Here is a 20,553-nt window from a genome sequence, read left to right as displayed (position 1 = left end):
GAAATGCTCTAATGTAATTAAATCACCTGCTAAGTAATTAAATAACCGAGTAACCCTGAATGATTATGAAAAACACCTCATTCTTCCGGGCAGCGTGTATGCTGGCCTTTTTCACTCCACTATGCAGTATTGCTCAGACCACTGTAACCGGCCCTATTTTTACTGATGGCCCTGGCTACAGACGTTGGTCAGTTGGCGTCAACGGAGGCCTGCTGGCTGCGGTTGCTCCTACCGGCGGGAGTAATGATTTCACAAAATGGAAAGCTCAGGTCGGCTATGGCGCCTATGTAAAATGGCAGATTTTACACTCCCTGGGTATCCGGGCAGACTATGTAGGTGGCAAGCTGGCAGGCAATAATGACCGCAAATTGGGGAACGAAAAAGAACCCAACCGTTCCTTAGACCAGTTTGAAACCAAACTGAAGTGGTCTGGCAGCCTGAATGCGGTTGTCAATGTGGCCACCATCAACTGGATGTACAGAAAAAATGCCATACAGATATACCTGTCCGGCGGTGCAGGACTGGCAAACTATTCACCAAAGATCAGCGCAACACCCGGAGATAACCTGGTGGACTATAAAAAGAACGGAAGCATCACCGAGTTCTATGTGCCTATAGGCGCAGGGTTGAAGTTTAAACTCTCCGAAGCGGTGAACCTGGACCTGGGATATACCATGCATTATTTAGATGGGGATAACCTGGACGGATTTAACTACGGGCCTAATAAAGACAAATATTCCTACGGTTACGCCGGACTGGAATTCCCGCTGGGTCCACGTAATAAAGCACAGCTGAACTGGCAGAACCCTGCAAAGGTGATGTATGATGAACTGGCAACGCAAAAGGCCAACCTGCAGCGTGAACTGGAAACCAGCCATGCTGAAAATGTCCGCCTGAGTGCAGACGTGAATAAACTGCTGGCCGATGCAGACGGTGATGGCGTATCTGACTACTTTGATAAATGTCCCGGCACAGCATCCGGCAGTAAAGTAGATGGCAGTGGCTGCGAACTGCCGAAAGTAGAGACTAAACCACCTGCACCCACCCAGGTAATTATCACCGATGAAGACCGCCGGATCGTTAAAAATGCCATCCAGAACCTCGAGTTTGAAACCGGCAAATCCAGCATTAAACCCAGCTCTTATGCATCTCTTGACCGGCTGGCAGAAATGCTCAAGACCAGGGGATTCAGCCTGAAACTGGGCGGTCATACAGACAATGTGGGCAATGCAACGAAAAATATGGCCCTCTCCAAAGACCGGGCAGAATCTGTAAAACAGTACCTGGTGAACCAGGGTGCAAATCCATCCAGGATTGAAGCGGTAGGTTACGGTTCCACCCAGCCAATCGCCAGCAACAAAACAAAGGCTGGTAAGCAGAAAAACAGACGAGTAGAGTTTACCATATATTAATACTCAACATCCATAAAACCCTGTAAGGGCTGGCAGTTTTGTTGCCGGCCCTTTTTTCTGTATTATATTATTCCCTCTCCCGGGCTCCCCACCGGATTTTTTATACCTTTGACGTTACTTTTGGCATTAACCGTTTATCAGCATGAGTGTTGTACAATCCATCAGATCTGCTGCCGCCGCAGCAATCCAGGCGCTTTACGAACAGACAATTCCCGCAAAGGACATTGCGATCAATACTACCAAACCTGAATTCGAAGGTGAATATACCGTACTGGTATTCCCCTTCACTAAGTTCAGTCGCTTAAAACCGGAAGAAACTGCTGATCAACTGGGTAAATACCTTGTAGCGCATAACCCCGACCTCGTGACTGGCTACAATGTGATCAAAGGCTTCCTGAACCTGCAGATCGCTGAACAGTACTGGGCACAGTACCTGCAGCAACACTTCAATAACCGTAACATCGGTAAGAAGCCTTCCAACGGGAAAAAAGTAATGGTGGAATACTCCTCCCCCAATACCAATAAACCTTTGCACCTGGGTCACCTACGTAATAACTTCCTCGGCTATTCGATTGCAGAGATCCTGAAAGCGAACGGTTATGAAGTGATCAAGGCCAACCTGGTGAATGACCGGGGTATCCATATCTGTAAATCTATGCTGGCATGGCAGCTCTTTGCCCATGGAGATACACCCGAATCAACCGGTATCAAAGGCGACCACCTGGTAGGCGACTACTATGTAAAGTTTGAAACCATTCTGAAAGAACAGACAGAACCTATCATAGCCCGCGCACTTGAAAACGACTTCAAAGACTTCCAGGGTGCAGACCTGGAACGTATAGAGAAGCTGGTTACCCTGTTCCATAAGCCTGAAATAAAGGCCGATGAGGAGAAACTCTCCAAACTGAATGATGAGATCAAGGAACTGTCCCGTAAGCAGACAGAGATCATGCAGCAGGCGCAGATCATGCTGCAGCAATGGGAAGCAGGTAATCATGAAGTACGGCACCTCTGGAGCACTATGAACAACTGGGTGTACAAGGGTTTCGATGAAACCTACAAACGTCTGGGTATCGACTTTGATAAAATGTACTATGAAAGCGAGACATACCTGCTGGGTAAAGACCTGGTAGAAGAAGGACTGGCTAAAGGTGTACTGTTTAAGAAGCCAGACAACTCTATCTGGATAGATCTGACTGCTGACGGTCTGGATGAGAAATTATTGTTACGTGGCGATGGTACCTCTGTATATATGACACAGGATCTCGGTACTGCCCGTCTTAAATACGACGACTACCAGATGGAACAAAGCATCTATGTGGTAGCCGATGAACAGAACTATCACTTCAAAGTGCTGCAGCTGATCCTGAAGAAACTGCAGGAGCCTTGTGCCGATGGTATCTTCCATCTTTCCTATGGTATGGTGGAACTGCCACATGGCCGCATGAAGAGCCGTGAGGGTACCGTTGTGGATGCTGATGACCTGATCGATGAAACTATTGGTGCAGCGGCAGAACAGACCGCCAATTCCGGTAAGCTGAAAGATATGCCCGCAGAAGATCTGCAAGCGCTTTACAACATGCTGGGTATCGGCGCCATGAAATTTTTCCTGCTGCGTGTAGACCCTAAAAAGAGAATGGTATTCGATCCGAGAGAGTCTATTGACCTTCATGGCTTCACAAGCGTATTCGTTCAGTATGCGCATGCCCGTATCAAATCCATTTTACGTGAGATAGCACCTGACGCTGATAAACTGGAAGGCTACTGTCATAAGGGCAGCTTACTGCCGCTGGAGAAAGAACTGATCCTGCTGAACGAGCAATATGAAAGCGTGCTGGAAGAAGCCCTGAAAGAAATGAGCCCTTCTGTGATCGCTAACTATGTGTTCCAGCTTGCACAACAGTTCAACTCCTTCTATGCAGAGAAAGTGGAAGGTAAGTATACTTACTCCGTACAGGATGCAGAAACGCCGGAAAAGCAGAAACTCCGTACACAGATCGTTATGCTCACAGCAAGAACGATCGCGAAGAGTATGAAGCTGCTGGGTATTGATGTACCTGAAAGAATGTAATAACGTACTGTCTTATAAAACGAAAAGCTCCCTCTCCGGGAGCTTCTTTCTTTTGTATCTTTTTGCCTGATGATATTATTGTGTTACCGCCAGCGCCCTGTCACACAGCTCCTCCCCTTTTGCCACCTCTCCATTGCCAATGTATGATTTGCCCAGCATGAACAGTGCAAAAGCATTCTCAGGCTGAATGGTCACTAATTTATCCCAGTAAGTAATAGCAGCGCCATAGTTGCCAGCCAGGAAATAGTGGTGGCCCAGCGCCTGCATAGGTCTGGGATCGTTCTCCCGTAAAGCAAGACAGGATTGCAGGTGTTTTACACCTTTTTCTACCTGGCGGATATGCAGATAGGCTGTTCCCAGGTGCAGGTAATAATCTGCATCAGCAGGATGACCTTTCTTCTGTGCCTTTTCAAAAGCACCTACAGCGTTATGGAAATCTTTAGTATTAAAATATAGCACGCCAACTGCATACCAGGACGATGGCTGTTCTTCATCCAACCGGAGGAAATGCCGGTAATAACGGATGCTTTCATGGTATTCCTCTTCCTGCGCCAGGATCTCTGCCATTTGCAGGTAGGCTACAGAGTAGCTGCTGTCCTGTTGAAGGATTTCATTAAAACATTTCTTTGCTGCCTGCAATCTGCCTTCATGACGGCAGTTCACTCCTTCCCTGTAGAGACCTTTTAATTTATTTCCTGGAAAAGCCATAGCAACTTGCACGAATAAAACCATCCACACCAGCGGACATAAGACACGGACGTTCAACATAGAGTTTCATAGAGACATCCCAAAGATAACAAATTTATTGCATATCTTCTGCAGAGAACCCCAATGGCAGCAAGTGTCTGACGGTCTGAAGGATGAACACTTTCCCCGTTTGCCCACTCATAATGACCCGGATAGACTGCTGCTGACGACCTTCATATTCTGATAAGGTCTGCCGGCAGATGCCGCAGGGGGAAATGGGCGTATCATTACTTCCGGAAGGATTGTGATAGCTGATGGCAATGGTGAGTATAGGCACGCCAGGATAGAGGGATGCTGCAGTAGATAAGGCCACTCTTTCTGCACAGATGCCGGCAGGGAAAGAAGCGTTCTCCTGGTTTGTTCCTCTCACCACAATACCGTTGGCCAGTAAAATGGCAGCGCCTACATAAAAGTTGGAATAAGGGGCATAGGCCTGGGCAGTCACTTCCCGGGCTTCTTCCAGTAAGCGGAGATCTGCAGTGGGTAAAGCTGCGCTATCATGGAAGGAGTGATATTCAAAAGAGTGTTTACGGATGTCCATATACTAAATTACGAATTACGGATGACGAATTACAAGTTAGTGCTTGTAATTGGATGTCATGCGTAATTCGTAATTGAATATTCTTCAGCAACCTGGAAGCATATTGTAGCCTGTGCGTACAGCGCTTCCGGAGCATTTTATTTGATAGTTCTAAACAGCCTGCTCCAGCGGATGCTGCCATGGCCGTAGCTCATCCAGATGAGCCATGCTTTACCTACGATATGATCTTCAGGCACAAAACCCCAGAAGCGGGAATCCAGTGAGTTATCACGGTTATCCCCCATCATCCAGTAGTAGTCCATTTTGAAGGTATAGGTACTGGAAGGTTTACCATTGATGTAGAACTGCCCGTTCTTAGCCTCCAGTTTATTGCCTTCGTATACGCTGATGATACGGTCATAGAAAGCGATATTGGTGCTGTCCAGGTTGACAGTCACACCTTTCTGCGGGATATACAACGGACCGAAGTTATGTTCTGTCCACTGGTAGTGTGCTGTGTCATGCGGGAATACCTGTACATCCTGCCTTGGCGACTTTACATAAGGTCTGATCTCCTTTACAGCAGGCCATGTTCTTAGCAGGTTGGCCATGCCGGAGGTCAGGTCATACCTGAAAGTGCTGGAATCGTCCACACTGCGTGGAGACGGATCGATATTCAGTTCATCAAGACGGGTAGGATTCAGCGGATCGCCAGTGGTTCTTACCCAATATGTACGCTCGCTTTCCGGTGGGATCGGCGCCTGTACGCCATTCACGAAAACAACACCGTCTTTGATCTGCAATGTATCGCCTGAAACGGCCATACAACGTTTAATATAGTTCTCACGTTTATCGACAGGACGGGAAGTAACATGGTTTTGTTCCCATACATTATCACGTCCGTAAAATCTTACCAGCTGGTAGTAGCTCTGCTCCTGTTGTTCCAGGGCTACTGTATCGCCCTCGGGGAAGTTAAACACCACTACATCATAACGTTCAACGTCTGAAAAACCTGGCAAACGCCTGTATTTCCAATGTACTGCTTCGGAATAAGCTTTGCTATATTTAGTGAAAGGCAGTGTATGGTGTGTAAAAGGTACGGCGAGTGGCGTCATGGGAATACGAGGCCCGTAACTGATCTTGCTGACAAACAGGAAGTCGTTTACCAGCAATGTCTTTTCCATAGATGGGGTTGGGATAGTATAGGCCTCAAAAATAAAGGTGCGTATCAAGGTAGCTGCGATGATGGCAAAAATAGCGGCATCAAACCACTCTCTAACGGCAGATTTCTTCTTTGGCTGACCCTCTTTATTTCTTCTCCAAAAAGCCAGGTTCATTAAGATTCGTTTAAGATATTTAAAAGATCAAATATAATATTCTGTATTCTGCAAGCTAATTAATAGTGTTCAAAAGTTTTGCTAAAATAAGGGGATTAGGTTGATTAAATAAACTTTTTTACATATAACATAATTGGTTCAGTAGGAGTTTTGCATTTTATTGCAGCTCCTTTCTCAGGATCTCATTGATTTCTGTAGCACGGTTATACACCATAAAGTGACCACCTGTGGGAATTATATAATCGGCTTTAATAAGCTTTGAAGGGAAAGTCCTGTCCTTGCCGCCATGGATATGTACCAGTGAGGCCGGAATAAAGTCGTTCTGCCAGTTCACCACCGTCCGGATCCCCCAGCGAAGGTAACCATAGGCCGTTTTATTCATATACTCAGCCAGCAGTTCCTGTTCTTCAGCCGTTTCAGCATTCAGGAAAAGCTTTACCAGTCCTTTTCTGCGGGTGAAAATGATTGCATCCGGTAACCGCAGCAAATGCAGCAGACCTGTTTTTCTTACCCAGGCCAGGTAAGGAGGCTTTTCTCCGGTATTTTTAATACTGCTGATGAGGATTACTTTCTGTATGGGTCTTTGCCGGGCTATTTCCAGGGCCAGCATGCCGCCAAAAGAGACGCCCAATAATGTGACATCTTCATGTTCCATCCTGGCAGCCATCCGGGCTGCATAGGCGGGAAAAGTCTCCTGTGGCTCGGGCGTCAGCCAATCCAGGTAATGAACGGTATATTCCCCGGGGAAACTAAGGTTCCTGAAGATCCTTTCATCAGCTCCCATACCACTGATCAGGTACACATGCTTGTTCATAGGTCAATAACATGAAAAAGGGCTACCCGCTTTCGATGGATAGCCCTGATATTACTAAGCGTTTACTTTCTTTTTGTCCCTGGCCGGCAGTACATAATCATACACATCGTCTGCCATGATCGTTTTGCCCGAGAGGATCACAAGACGGGCTACCACGTTGCCCAGTTCCCGGATATTACCAGACCAGTTGTGCTGTTGTAAAGCCTTCATGGCTTCCTTATCGATGGTCTTTTTCGCCATACCATATTCCTGGCAGGCGCTTTCCAGGAAGTGCTCCACCAGTAGCGGAATATCATCCCGGCGATCGTTCAGGGAAGGCACATGGATCAGGATCACACTGAGACGGTGATAAAGGTCAAGGCGGAAGTTCTTCTCTTCCACTTCCTTCAGCAGGTCTTTGTTGGTGGCAGCTACCACACGTACATCGACGCTGATTTCCTTATCGCCACCCACGCGGGTGATCTTTCCTTCCTGCAGCGCTCTCAGTACTTTTGCCTGTGCGCTCAGGCTCATATCCCCGATCTCGTCCAGGAACAGCGTACCGCCATTAGCCTGTTCGAACTTACCAATACGTTGTTTTACTGCGGATGTAAAAGAACCTTTCTCGTGTCCAAACAACTCACTTTCAATCAGTTCACTTGGGATAGCGGCGCAGTTCACCTCCACGATAGGACCGGATGCACGGTTACTGCGTTCATGTATCCAGCGGGCCACCAGCTCCTTTCCTACTCCATTCTCACCTGTCACCAGCACACGCGCATCTGTAGGCGCCACTTTTTCTATTGTTTCCTTTATTTTCAGGATAGGGGCGGAAGTGCCGATCATTTCCTGTGTTTTGTTCACTTTACGGCGCAGGGTCTTTGTTTCTGTCACCAGCGTGCTTTTATCCATCGCATTACGCAGGGTGATCAGCAACCTGTTAAGGTCCGGCGGCTTGGAGATGTAATCGTAGGCGCCCTTCTTTACTGCTTCTACGGCCGTATCAATATTTCCATGTCCTGACACCATTACAATAGGCACATCCGGATTGGTTTCTTTGGCTTTTTCAAGGAATTCCAGCCCGTCCATCTTCGGCATCTTAATGTCGCACAGGATGGCGTCGTACTGCTTTTCTTTGAACATTTTAAAGCCCTCTGCCCCATCGGCCGCTTCGTCTACTTTATACCCTTCATAGCTCAGGATCTCAGACAACGTTTTACGTATGCTTTTTTCGTCATCAATTATCAGAATGTTGGCCATATCATTATTTTAGTGAACAACGAACAAAATTAAGGGAAATTACCTGATCCCCGCCCAAGATAACAAAATGAAGATAACAACGGCGCGCCCATCTCCGATATCGGCCATTTGTCTACTAACTTTATGGACTCTCGACATTAATACGTAATTTCATTAATCGTTTCCCTCAATCCTGTAATTCACTTGGATATGCAACAACTTTTAGAAGAATTAAGGCGGAGGCATCAGCTGGCTGCAGCTACTGCTTATCCTCCAACCAGCGCGGTGAACGACTTTGCCAACAATTTTATCAACTGGCTTTTTCCGGAATACACAGGGAAGGTGATGGCTGATATTGTGTTACTGGAAGAATATGCAAGCGGGCTGCAATCCGAGTTGCAGCACCTGTTACAGCCGATGCAACAACAGCTGCCGGCATCGGCTGAAGCGCTAAGCCGTCAGTTTATGGAACAGGCGGAAGTTATTTATGACGCACTAAAAAAAGATGCAGAAGCTATTTATAAAGGAGACCCTGCGGCTACCTGTATGTACGAGGTGATACGCGCCTATCCCGGCTTCTACGCGATCGCCTTTTACCGTATCGCACATGCATTACATCAGCTCAAGATCCCACTGCTGCCCCGTATGATCACCGAACGTGCACACAGCTGTACCGGTATCGATATACATCCTGCTGCAGTGATCGCACCTTATTTCTGCATTGACCACGGTACCGGTATCGTGATCGGTGAAACCACCATTATCGGCGCCAATGTAAAACTCTACCAGGGTGTTACACTGGGTGCATTAAGTGTGGATAAGGATATGGCGCGCAGCAAGCGTCACCCTACAATTGAAGACAATGTCATTATATATGCCGGCGCCACCATCCTGGGAGGCGATACTGTGGTAGGTCACCATAGCATCATCGGCGGAAATGTATGGCTTATAAAAAGCGCTGCCCCCTTTAGCCGGATCTATTACCGGGCGGATGGCAGTATTAGCGTAGTAGAAAATAGTTATTAAATGCATTCGATATTAGATCTTGTTGGTAACACCCCCATGGTAGCGCTTAAAAACATCAGCGCCAATCCAGGGGTTACAATTTATGCGAAACTGGAAGGCACGAATCCGGGAGGCAGTGTAAAAGACAGAGCAGCTTACGGTATGATCAAAGGAGCATTGGACAGAGGCGAGATCAAACCGGGCATTAAACTGATAGAGGCTACCAGCGGCAACACAGGTATCGCCTTAGCGATGATTGCCAGCCTGTTTGGTGTAGAGATGGAGCTGGTAATGCCGGAAGATGCCACCCGTGAAAGGGTACTGACCATGGAAGCCTTTGGGGCCAAAGTGACACTGACGCCTAAGGAAGCATCCATGGAAGGCTCTATTGACTATGCAAACGCACAGGTAGCCAAGGGGGGGTATTATATGCTGAACCAGTTTGCCAATCCGGACAACTACGGCATGCACTACAAAACCACTGGTCCGGAAATTTGGCGGGATACCAACCAGGGCGTCACCCACTTCGTAAGCGCTATGGGCACTACCGGTACCATTATGGGTGTATCGAAGTTCCTGAAGGAACAAAACAACCAGATACAGATTGTGGGCTGTCAGCCTACCGAAGGCTCCAGGATACCGGGTATCCGTAAATGGCCGGAGGAGTATCTGCCGAAGATCTTCGACAGATCAAGGGTAGACCGTATCATGGATATTTCTGAGGAGGAGGCGAAAACGATGACCCGCCGGCTGGCTAAAGAGGAAGGCATCTTCTGTGGAATGAGTAGTGGAGGCGCGGTGTCGGCAGCGGCAAGGATATCAAAAGAGCTGGAGCACGGGGTGCTGGTGTGTATTATTTGTGACCGCGGGGATAGGTATTTGTCGTCGGATCTGTTTGGGAATTAAAAAACGCCTCCGGTTATAAACAAAACGCCATCAACAAACCATAATAGGACTCCGTCAGGAGTCCATGTGTTTGTAGCCCGGGGTTTTCAACCCCGGGTCCAATGACGTGCCCCGGGTCCAATACGTGCCCCGGGTCAATGGGAAACCGGGTCCCAACGGAATTCCCCGCCCCCCGGAAACATTCGATATCGAACGGAAAACAACACCGGAAATGGGATTTGCAAAAACCCATTCGGAAAATTATAAAAACAAAAAGCCGGTCTTCAACAGACCGGCTTTTTTTATCTACAGTATGACTGTTACTTCTTCATATACATCACTTCCTTCACCAGTTTCACTGTACGCTCTACATCAGGCAGATACAGTTTCACCAGGTTCGGTGCGTAGTGCATTGGTGCATCCGCAGCTGTGATACGGCGGATCGGAGCATCCAGGTAGTCAAAACCTTCTTTCTGGATACGGTAAGAGATCTCAGAAGAAACGCTGGAGAATGGCCATTGTTCTTCTACGATCACCAGGCGGTTGGTTTTCTTAACAGATTCCAGGATGGTGTACCAGTCCAGCGGACGGATAGTACGCAGGTCGATCACTTCAGCCTCGATACCTTCTTTTGCCAGTTCTTCAGCAGCACCCAGGGCAACTTTCATCATCTTGTTGAAAGAAACGATGGTTACATCTTTACCGGCACGTTTGATATCAGCCTTACCGATTGGGATAATGTATTCTTCTTCAGGCACTTCACCCATATCGCCGTACATTACTTCACTTTCCATGAAAACAACCGGGTCGTTATCGCGGATAGCCGCTTTCAGCAGACCTTTTGCATCATATGGATTGGAAACGGAGATTACTTTTAAACCTGGGATATTTGCATAATAGCTTTCGAAAGCGGTAGAGTGCTGTGCACCCAGCTGACCGGCAGAACCGTTAGGGCCACGGAAAACGATAGGACAACCTACCTGTCCGCCACTCATAGCCAACATTTTAGAAGCTGTGTTCAGGATCTGATCCAGTGCCAGTACGGCAAAGTTCCAGGTCATGAATTCCAGAACAGGACGAAGACCATTCTGCGCTGCACCAACACCAATTGCAGTGAAGCCCAGCTCAGCGATCGGCGTATCTATTACCCTCTTAGGGCCAAACTCATCCAGCATTCCCTGGCTAACTTTATAGGCTCCGTTGTATTCTGCTACTTCCTCTCCCATCAGGAAAACGCGGTCGTCACGGCGCATTTCTTCCTGCATGGCTTCTCGTAAGGCTTGTCTGAAAGCTATCTGACGCATGCTGTTACTCTTAAAGTTTGAAAGTTAATGCCTCATTTATCTTAAGGCAGGGGCAAAATTATTGTTTGTTGGCGAAAAAGCAAAGGAAAACTTCAGAGTGAGACGCCCCAGATTTTAAATACTATATATGAAATATTATATATATTAGCGCATCTACTGCCTCTTATAAGTTAATATCCTATCCTATGTTTACCATTACCGTCCTTTCTTTATGCTTTCTGGCGGCCATATCCTGTAAGATCAAAAAGGTCAAGGCGCCGCTGATAACGGGTTTGATCTGGTATTTCCACATCGCAATGTGTGCATTTTCCGTCCTGTGCCTGATACTGCTCTTCAGTGGCTATGGATTTAAAGGCACTTATACCGAGCGGGTGTTCTATACCCTATATGCGGGGTCCGGAATTATATTATATGGACTGACTCAGCAGGAAGTATCCGGAAAGTGGGTCTACCTGTGTGCTTTTTACGGTTTCCCTTTTGTGTTGATTTTTGGATTATTGCTACCTCCCCTGCGTACCCTGACAGTTATCGCAGGCCTGGGACTATTATCCGACGGGGAAATGAAACGCTATCCTATAGACGATGACTATGCCCTGCAGTCCAACTCGGTAGATATTATTTACCGTTATCCTACCTATAGCCTGGTGCAGGATAAATACTGGCTTTTCGAAAAGATCTCGGGGGATGTTGTAAAACCTGCAGGAAGGTTGCAGGCACTAAAAATGGAGAAAAGCGGGCAGGATAGCGTGCATCTTTATATGAACCTCTTCGACGAACCAGGAAGGATCCAACGGTATGATACGACCATCAGCCTGATACAATAAAATTGATGATCAGGGATTTACGTGACAGTTTCCTGTAAATCCCTGATCATCTATACTAGTTTGTTCTTTCGATAATAATCGCGCTGGCGCCGCCGCCACCATTACAAATACCTGCTACACCGTAACGGGCATTGTTCTGATGCAGGATAGAGCTGAGTGTCACGACGATACGCGCACCGCTGCAACCAATAGGATGCCCCATAGAAACAGCCCCTCCCCATACATTCACTTTGTCGGCAGACAGTCCCAGGTCACGCTCATTGGCGATCGGTACACAGGAAAAGGCTTCATTGATCTCCACAAAATCCATATCAGCCACTGTCAGTTTCGCTTTTTCCAGCGCTTTGGTAATCGCTTTCACCGGGGTGGTAGTAAACCATTCAGGCGCCTGGGAAGCATCTGCAAAACTGATAATTTTCGCCAAAGGCTTCAGTCCCAGCTCTTTCAGCTTCTCCCCGCTCACCAGTAATACCGCCGCTGCACCGTCGTTCAGATTAGAGGCATTGGCCGCTGTGATGGTACCATCTTTCTGGAAAGTAGGCTTCAGGGTAGGGATCTTATCGAAGTTCACCTTTTTATAGTCTTCATCTTCGGTTACAGTAACCACCTGTTTGCCAGGCACTTCCACCGGGAGGATCTCATTTTTATAATAGCCTTTTTCAGTGGCTGCCGCCGCTCTCTTATAGCTTTCTATAGCGTAGGCATCCTGTTCCTCACGGGAAATCTTATATTCTGTCGCACAGATCTCTGCTGCATTTCCCATGTGAAAGTCCTTGTAAGGGTCCCAGAGGCCATCACGGATGATGCCATCAGTAACAGCCCCATGTCCTAATCTGTAGCCATTACGAGCTTTATCCAGGTAATAAGGCACATTGCTCATACTTTCCATCCCTCCTGCTACCACTATGTCATTATCACCCAGGAGGATACTTTGCGCTCCCAGCATGATCGCCTTCATACCGGAGGCACATACCTTATTGACAGTAGTACAGGGCACATTGGTAGGAATGCCGGCATAGATACTGGCCTGATTGGCAGGCGCCTGGCCGAGGTTGGCACTGATCACATTTCCCATATACACTTCATTCACTGCAGTGGAAGGTACGCCCGCTCTTTCAAGTGCTGCTTTCATTACCTGGGCGCCCAGCTGGGTTGCCGAAAAAGCTGATAATGCGCCGTTAAAGGAACCAATGGGGGTACGCACCGCTGAAACTATATATATTTCTTTCATCCGTAGAAATTTTCGTTACGCCGGGGCGCAACTGTTAAGATTGTTTGGTTTCCACCAAATATAACGGAATTTCAGAAACGGGAGCCGGAGCGCGAAAGATTAAAAGCGGTACCCTACTTTAATCCCCATAGGGACGTTAATATCCCATCCTGTCTTGGGTACGTCTGCAAGATAGCTGCTGTTGTCTTCCAGGTAACTGTCTGCAGAAGGAACCTTGTTTTTAAAGGCAACATCCCGGTATTTAAGTCCCAGACCTATGTAAAATTCTATCATGAATTTATGTGACCTGTCAAAGAATAACTGGCACCCTACCTTACCGGCGGTCCCATAGATATTCTTGACTTTTTCATAGGCAGATATCTGTTCATAATCGACGTCCCATCCGCTGGGGTTTGACTTCACCGGCTGTATCCATTCTTCCAGGTAACTAACGCGCTTATATGAAATTTCCTGTGCGAAAAATAGTTTGTATACCTGTCCTCTGCCAGGTACATAATAACGTATTTCAGGACGGATACGGAAACCCTTGGCCATTGGCGTATATCTGCCCCTGATATTGTAATCCGCCTTTTCATCAATAAAGATCCAGGTGCCTTCCATCAACACACTCCAGTTCTTTTTATACCTGTATTCCAGCGCCAGCGAAACACCGCCATCAGGTTCTTTGAGTGTTACAAGATTGGTGCTGATACGTAGTCCGGTAAGCATGGACTCAGGCGTATTTCTCTGGGCTTCGGATGAAATAGTGATCAGTAAACAAAGTATAAGGATAGTAGATAGTTGTTTCATTTAGTAAACCAGTTGAGAGATTAACGTTGGAGATACGGGAGAAGAGGCTATACTATAACAGGCTATCTGCTTGTTGTCACGGAGGAATAAAAGGTTACCATTGTTCACTATATCTAAATAACCACCTGTAAAAAGGTCTCCTGCACTTTCAAACTTCCCCCCGGCAATATTTACTACTGACATGCTTTCACTTGCGGCTACATAAATGTAATTGCCTGCTATGACAAAAGCATTTGCCATGCCTACCTGCAAACGCCCTAATTCCGCAGCACCGGTCGAATCCTTTTTCAACCTGAATTTTATTAGTATAGAAGAGAGACCTCCACATAAATTTCTCCGGCTGGAAATAGCATATGCGGTATCGCCCCTTGCCCTCACTTTTAAGCAATGAGACAAGTTATTGAATAGAGAAATGTTGTCTAAACTGGCTGTATCATACCGGCCCAGCTGAGTACTATAACTCACAGCCAATTCCTTATTCAACAGAAAGAGGCTATCTACTTTTGCCCGCGGTAATGCTTTGCTCTTCGTGAGTACCGGCCGCTCTGGATATGCCAGGGAATACACCGCCAATGCATCTGAGGTCACCAGGTAAAGTTTACGATGGAAAGCAACCATGCCGGCATTGTTACGGGTACTGTTCTGGCTGGGTTCATCATACATGTCCTCTGGCCTGCGACATTGGGGATTATTAATTTTAGTCTTACGCCATCCTACCACTATTCCCTTTGAAGGATCTACGCACTCAAAATAAACACCCTTTCCCGCAGGATAATTCAGTTGTTTCCAGATGCCGACGATCCTTCCTACCGACATGTCCGCAGAAATTGTTTTCAGGCGGATGGCAATCAGGTCATCGTAATTATTCGCGTACAGATAATCACCCTCAATAGCAGCCACCTGGAACCCGGGAATACGCAGAAAGCCCGTTTTTATGGGATGAGCGGGGTCCTGGTAAGAAATGACATGTAATCCTGAATCAATTTCTTCCTGCAGTACAAGCGTACCTGCAGTAAATAATTTGCCCGGGTTCACTGTTTTTCGGGGCACCTGGAAACTGATCTGTTTCAACGAGGCTTCAGTACTGTAGATGGGAGCGTAGCCGTCTACCATTCCTCGTGCCCAGGGCTGATCATCATGGCAGGAGGCAAGTATGCTGCAGATAGTAAACAATAAGCTGGCTTGTAAAAGGCGAGTCATATATATAGGTTAGGTATTTTCATTGAAGCGTGCAAAGGTAAGGAGATGTTACACAGCCTGAGTTAAGAAAAAGTTAAAGGGCTTCTCTACAGCGAAAGAGGACAATATTGTATAAAAAAGGAAACCGTCCCAGATAACTGAGACGGTTCTTTCTTCAAGCATAACCGGCCTTAATGATACCGGAAAATTATTTACCAGCCACTGTTATTAGGCAAGGCGTTCGGATTCAATGAAGTTTCGCTTTGTGGTACCGGCCAGAGGTAGTCGCGGCCTGCATTAAAGCTGCGCTGTTCTACCAGTACATGCTGACCATAATCCTTTCTCGTCTGATCGTAGTTGTTCAGAATACCATATACCGGACCTGACATCACCGTTGCAGCAATCTTCCAGCGACGGATGTCAAACAGACGATTATCTTCCATTGGGAACTCTACGCGTCTCTCACGACGTACGGCATCACGCAGTGTTGTCTGGCTTGGGTAGTCAGCCGCTGTTACCGGAGGCATCATCACTCCCGGTCTCTGTCTAACCTGGTTGATAGCATCGTACACGCTTGCATCAATCTGGTTCAGCTCAATTTTAGCTTCTGCATAAGTCAGCAGTACTTCTGCATATCTTAACAATACCAGGTCATTGTAAGAGTTACTGTCCCAGTTACCCTGGATATCAGCAGGTACATATTTTTTGTAATAGAACCCGGTGAAAGAAGCATTGTTCTTACTCAATGCATCCAGGCTGGTTTTACTTGTCACATCGATCGTGATACCATTCACCTGTACACCTGGCACTACTACCGTCAGCTTCAGACGAGGGTCGCGGTTATCATAAGGATGTGCAGGATCATACAACGATGATTTGTCTATGGTCTTCCCATCAGTACACTCATAAGCATCCACCAGTGACTGCAATGGCACTACCTGCGACCATCCACCGATAGATGGACCACCTACCCATGTTGCAATTGCATTAGGCAGGGTACTTTTTACATAACGGGCAGACAACAGGATCTCTGAGCTGTTTTTATTAGTACCATTGAACAGGCTTACGTAGTCATTGTCAATCGCATGGGCATGCAGGTCTATCACTGCTTTGGCTGCTTCGGCCGCTTCTGCATATTTACCTTCATACAACAATACACGTGCTTTCAGACCTAATGCAGCGCCACGGGTAGCGCGGCCTACATTGTTTGCATCATATGTAACAGGCAGATATTTAGCAGCGGAATCCAGCTCTGCTGCAATAAATGTTGCTACTTCAGCGCGGGACGTACGTTTGTCTTTAAACTCGTTTATCGCGGGAGTTGTTGTTCTCAGTATCACATCACCATACAATCCGGTCAGCTGCTGATATGCATAAGCCCTGATAAAGCGGGTCTCTCCTTTCAGACGTCTGTTCAGGGAATCAGACAATGCTTTATCCCTGTCTATATTATCCAGCACATCATTACAGGAAGCGATCATTTTATAAAGGTTGCTCCAGAAGTTGGCAAACATACCGGTGCTTATAGATGCACTACCATTGCCTACTAATCTTACATCACTGGGCCAGTCGCTCCAGGAATAGCTATCGTCTGTAGCACAGCTGATGAATATGCGGTTGTCCACATCTCCCAAACGGCGGTAACAGTTATTTACAGCATTGATAGCATCAGCTTCTGTCTTCCAGTAATCATCCTGGCTCACAGCAGACTGGGGCTGTTCGTCCAGTGTTTTCTTACACGCGGATATTGCTGCCAGACCCGCGAAAGTGAATATAATTGCAAATTTCTTCATGGCCACTTAGTTTAAAATTGAACATTTAATCCGAAGGTGAATGTTCTCACCTGAGGGTAATACCTGCTGTCGTTTGGTGATTCCGGATCAATATCATTTGGCAGGGAAGAGAACGTCAACAGGTTCTGTCCGCTTACATAAACACGGCACCTGTCAAAGCCGGAACGTTTCATGATATGATCAGGTAAAGTATAACCCAGCTGCAAACTTTTCAAACGCACATAAGCACCGCTTTTTACCCAATAGGAAGAAGACTGATAGTTCTGTGTAGTGTTCAGTAATCTTGGGAAAGCAGCGCCCATGTTTGTTGGCGTCCAGCTATTCAGATGTTCCTCCCTGAAGTTACCATCATTGGAAGTAGGCGCTCTTTCTATTGCCAGTGTATTGATAGCTACTTTACCAACTCCCTGGAAGAAAGCAGTCAGGTCGAAGTGTTTATAGTCAGCCCCCAGGTTGATACCATATGTAAACCTTGGGATATTGCTACCCAGGTACACCATATCACCACCGTTACTCACAGATGCTTCCTTGATCTGCTTGTCATTGTTCTGATCTTTGTATATGAAGTCGCCGGGACCAGTAGTCGGGAACGGCTGTGTAGCGTGTCCTGCTACCTGCTGTGCATTCTGGAAGATACCTTCCACCTGGTAACCATAGAAGCCATTGATAGGCTGTCCTACAACAAGACCTGTATAAACGAAATTGTTATCTCTCTTGATAGCGTCTGTATTTTTGATATCCACCACTTCATTACGCACATCGGAGAGGTTACCACCTACATTATAGTTCAGTTCACCCAGCTTTCCACGATAGTTCAGCGACACTTCCCATCCCGTATTCCTTACCTTACCTGCATTCTGTGCGGAAGGATCCAGACCGACAGAAGGATTAATAGGCAGATACAGCAGGATATCTTTTGTATTCTTCTTATAGTAATCAAAGGAAAAATCCAGGTTCCTGAACACTGTCGCATCCACACCTACATCGGTCATTACAGTAGATTCCCATGTCAGACCAGAGTTCGGATAAGTCTGAATACCTGCAGTAGGATTCAGCGTACCACCAAATGGATAACTGTTATAATAGTATACTGACTGGTAAGGGTAGTTAACGCTTGTTTTGTTCACATCAAAGATCACGTCATTACCCAGTTCACCCCATGAACCACGCAGCTTCAGGTTGTTGATGAACTTCACATCCTGCATAAAGCTCTCTGATGAGATACGCCAGCCGGCTGAGAAAGAAGGGAACATGCCCCATCTCTGACCGTCTGCAAAACGGGAAGAACCATCACGACGGAGGTTTGCTTCAAACAGGTATTTATCATTGAAAGAATAATTCAATCTGCCGAAGAAAGATACCAGTGAATACGCAGTGGTATTACCGGTAGCAATCTGTCCTGCGGCAGCTCCCGCATCTATCTGCTCGATATTGCCATTAGGCATGTTTGACCTGTAACCGCTGAGGTCATCAGTAGTTTCTGTAAGACGGGAAGCACCCGCTAATAATGTAAAGTTGTGTTTGCCGAAGCTGTGTGTATATTCTGCCAGTCCCTGATAGTTCCTGAACCAATAGCCCTGATAAGCCTTCTTTACAGTATTCTGTCCCAGGGTCAATGTTTTTTCATTGGTAGGGAAGTCTGTGAAATAAGTCAGTGCTTTCTCGTGATAACTGTTATAGTCTGATCGGTAGTTAACGGATGCGAGGCCGGTCAGCTTTAAGCCTTTTACAAGGTTGTAAACAGCTTTGAAGTTGCCGGTAAAGAGATTGCTTTTATACTGGTACAGGCCACCTTCTTCCTGAAGGCGGATAGGGTTTTGCCCACCTCTTACGAGCGCCCAGGTACCATCTGAGTATTTATTGACAGAAAGAGGGTTCACAACAGCAGCCTGTCCGAACTGATACCATGCGGAACCGGACGCACCCTGTGGCTCCTGCCTGTCACCCAGTCTGGCTGCGATGTCTGCGCTGAAGGAGAGCTTTTTCGTGATATTGATGTCCGTGTTCAGACGAACAGTCAGACGATTGAAGTCCATGTTAGAGATCAGACCTTTCTGATCGAAGTAGTTGGTAGAGAAACGGTATTTCACATCTTCAGTACCACCGGATACACCGAGACTATGCTCCTGCTGAAATCCGCTACCTGTCAGTACATCATCCAGCCAGTAGTTGTCCGGGTACAGATCTTTATTACGGTTAGGGTCGTCGTAGGCAGCTATCTGCGCATCAGAATAGGTAGGATTTCCACCAGAGTTGGCAGCAGTAAGATTGACCAGTTTCATAAAGTCTTTCGCGCCCACGTATTTAGCCAGACGGGCCGGACGTTGCCATGCGAAGTAGTTGGAATAATTCACCTTTGCTTTACCGGAAGCGCCTCTTTTGGTAGTGATCAGGATCACACCATTTGCAGCTCTTACCCCATAGATAGCAGAAGATGCCGCATCTTTCAGTACAGAGATGGAGGCAATATCATTTGCGTCCACATCATTCATGTTCATCTGCACACCATCTACCAGTACCAGCGGATCATTGCTGTTCAGTGTACCGATACCGCGGATACGCACTGTACCCTGGTCTAAACCAGGTTGGCCGCTGCTGGTAGTAACTGTCACACCGGAAGCCACACCCTGCAATGCAGCAGATACCTGTCCCACCGGTTTCCAGTTCACATCTTTACCATCTACAGCAGCAATGGCACCGGTAACATTTACTTTCTTCTGCGTACCATATGCCACTACCACCACTTCTGATATAGCGGTAACATCCTGCGTCATTTTTACCATAATGGTCGTGCGGCCGCCGACGGTTACTTCCTGTTTGGTATAACCGATGAAGGAAAATTCCAGCACGGCATTTTCATTCGGCACCTGTAATGACCAGGAACCGTCAACACCCGTGGAAGTACCATTCGACGTACCTTTTACCAGTACCGTTACACCTGGCAAAGGCTGACCGTTATCGTCGGTCACCACACCTTTTACAGTGATCGCAGCGGGAGCAGCAAGAGGCGCTGCATTCATCACTGACTGTACCTGTGAAGCGGTGTTTTCCCGGTTACCGGCAGGAGGCGCCTCAGTGGGTTCATCATCCTGTGAGTAGATGATATAGAAGCCCTCTCCCATCTTTTTATACCGGAGTTTATTGGGAGTGATGATACTCTTCAGTTCTTCCTCAAGGGAAGATGTTTTGTTGTTTTCAACACGTGACAATTGCAATTTTGCGAGATTGCTCTTGTACATGAAGTGTACATTGTATTTTACTTCAAGCCCATCCAGCACATTTTTCAAAGATTTAGTCTGTGATCTTTCGAAGGGGCTGACAGGTTTACCCAGCGCTGCCAGGTCCTGCGCATCTGCCGGCATACTGCAATAACATGCCATGCCCATAGCAGCCATAAAGGCACTAATGAACTTGTTCATACATT

At 46.9% G+C, this 20,553-nt stretch carries 16 protein-coding genes; 5 read left to right on the top strand and 11 right to left on the bottom strand.

Annotated features, from left to right (window positions below; genetic code table 11):
• The first annotated feature begins 65 nt into the window (after window positions 1-65).
• Both BLR32_RS14180 and BLR32_RS14175 read left to right on the top strand, forming a co-directional pair.
• Window positions 66-1,412 carry an OmpA family protein gene (locus BLR32_RS14180; protein ID WP_089834160.1) on the top strand — a complete coding sequence of 449 codons (1,347 nt, stop codon included), beginning with the start codon at window positions 66-68 and terminating at the stop codon, window positions 1,410-1,412.
• Window positions 1,413-1,554: 142 nt separating this feature from the next.
• On the top strand, window positions 1,555-3,483 hold the full coding sequence (locus BLR32_RS14175; protein ID WP_089832841.1) for an arginine--tRNA ligase: 1,929 nt from the start codon (window positions 1,555-1,557) through the stop codon (window positions 3,481-3,483).
• 75 nt (window positions 3,484-3,558) lie between these two features.
• On the opposite strand, the gene BLR32_RS14170 is transcribed toward BLR32_RS14175, so the two are convergent.
• The 5 genes from BLR32_RS14170 to BLR32_RS14150 all read right to left on the bottom strand — a co-directional run bounded on the left by BLR32_RS14170 (window position 3,559) and on the right by BLR32_RS14150 (window position 8,140).
• Window positions 3,559-4,191: a tetratricopeptide repeat protein gene (locus BLR32_RS14170; RefSeq protein ID WP_176842278.1), complete on the bottom strand. Its 633-nt coding sequence runs from the start codon at window positions 4,189-4,191 to the stop codon at window positions 3,559-3,561.
• Window positions 4,192-4,285: 94 nt separating this feature from the next.
• Entirely contained in the window at window positions 4,286-4,771 is a 486-nt protein-coding gene (gene cdd, locus BLR32_RS14165) for a cytidine deaminase (protein WP_089832837.1), read from the bottom strand.
• A 137-nt stretch (window positions 4,772-4,908) separates the two neighbouring features.
• Window positions 4,909-6,087, bottom strand: coding sequence for a signal peptidase I (gene lepB, locus BLR32_RS14160; protein ID WP_089832835.1), 1,179 nt, complete (start codon window positions 6,085-6,087; stop codon window positions 4,909-4,911).
• Window positions 6,088-6,244: 157 nt separating this feature from the next.
• Complete coding sequence (locus BLR32_RS14155; protein ID WP_089832833.1) at window positions 6,245-6,901, bottom strand: alpha/beta fold hydrolase; 657 nt, start codon at window positions 6,899-6,901, stop codon at window positions 6,245-6,247.
• Between the two features lie 54 nt (window positions 6,902-6,955).
• Window positions 6,956-8,140, bottom strand: a complete 1,185-nt coding sequence (locus BLR32_RS14150) for a sigma-54-dependent transcriptional regulator (RefSeq protein ID WP_089832831.1) — start codon at window positions 8,138-8,140, stop codon at window positions 6,956-6,958.
• A gap of 189 nt (window positions 8,141-8,329) precedes the next feature.
• On the opposite strand from BLR32_RS14150, the gene BLR32_RS14145 reads away from it, so the two are divergent.
• Both BLR32_RS14145 and cysM read left to right on the top strand, forming a co-directional pair.
• The gene (locus BLR32_RS14145) at window positions 8,330-9,145 is read left to right on the top strand and encodes a serine O-acetyltransferase (protein WP_089832829.1); all 816 of its coding nucleotides are present in this window, start codon (window positions 8,330-8,332) and stop codon (window positions 9,143-9,145) included.
• Window positions 9,146-10,030, top strand: a complete 885-nt coding sequence (cysM, locus tag BLR32_RS14140; RefSeq protein ID WP_089832827.1) for a cysteine synthase CysM — start codon at window positions 9,146-9,148, stop codon at window positions 10,028-10,030.
• A gap of 299 nt (window positions 10,031-10,329) precedes the next feature.
• On the opposite strand, the gene BLR32_RS14135 is transcribed toward cysM, so the two are convergent.
• On the bottom strand, window positions 10,330-11,313 hold the full coding sequence (locus tag BLR32_RS14135; RefSeq protein ID WP_089832825.1) for a pyruvate dehydrogenase complex E1 component subunit beta: 984 nt from the start codon (window positions 11,311-11,313) through the stop codon (window positions 10,330-10,332).
• 185 nt (window positions 11,314-11,498) lie between these two features.
• Here BLR32_RS14135 and BLR32_RS14130 point away from each other — a divergent pair, with 185 nt between their 5' ends.
• Window positions 11,499-12,137, top strand: coding sequence for a hypothetical protein (locus tag BLR32_RS14130; protein ID WP_089832823.1), 639 nt, complete (start codon window positions 11,499-11,501; stop codon window positions 12,135-12,137).
• 55 nt (window positions 12,138-12,192) lie between these two features.
• On the opposite strand, the gene BLR32_RS14125 is transcribed toward BLR32_RS14130, so the two are convergent.
• The 5 genes from BLR32_RS14125 to BLR32_RS14105 all read right to left on the bottom strand — a co-directional run bounded on the left by BLR32_RS14125 (window position 12,193) and on the right by BLR32_RS14105 (window position 20,548).
• On the bottom strand, window positions 12,193-13,368 hold the full coding sequence (locus tag BLR32_RS14125; protein WP_089832821.1) for an acetyl-CoA C-acyltransferase: 1,176 nt from the start codon (window positions 13,366-13,368) through the stop codon (window positions 12,193-12,195).
• Window positions 13,369-13,467: 99 nt separating this feature from the next.
• Complete coding sequence (locus tag BLR32_RS14120; RefSeq protein ID WP_089832819.1) at window positions 13,468-14,157, bottom strand: DUF3575 domain-containing protein; 690 nt, start codon at window positions 14,155-14,157, stop codon at window positions 13,468-13,470.
• Window positions 14,158-15,357, bottom strand: a complete 1,200-nt coding sequence (locus BLR32_RS14115) for a hypothetical protein (RefSeq protein WP_089832817.1) — start codon at window positions 15,355-15,357, stop codon at window positions 14,158-14,160.
• Between the two features lie 191 nt (window positions 15,358-15,548).
• Entirely contained in the window at window positions 15,549-17,129 is a 1,581-nt protein-coding gene (locus BLR32_RS14110; protein ID WP_089832815.1) for a RagB/SusD family nutrient uptake outer membrane protein, read from the bottom strand.
• An 11-nt stretch (window positions 17,130-17,140) separates the two neighbouring features.
• Window positions 17,141-20,548, bottom strand: coding sequence for a SusC/RagA family TonB-linked outer membrane protein (locus tag BLR32_RS14105; protein ID WP_089832813.1), 3,408 nt, complete (start codon window positions 20,546-20,548; stop codon window positions 17,141-17,143).
• Window positions 20,549-20,553: the final 5 nt, after the last annotated feature.

It is taken from the genome of Chitinophaga filiformis, from assembly GCF_900102545.1.
Lineage (GTDB): Bacteria > Bacteroidota > Bacteroidia > Chitinophagales > Chitinophagaceae > Chitinophaga > Chitinophaga filiformis.
Note: the sequence above shows the minus strand (reverse complement) of the source record. Positions and strands in the feature narration are given on the sequence as shown.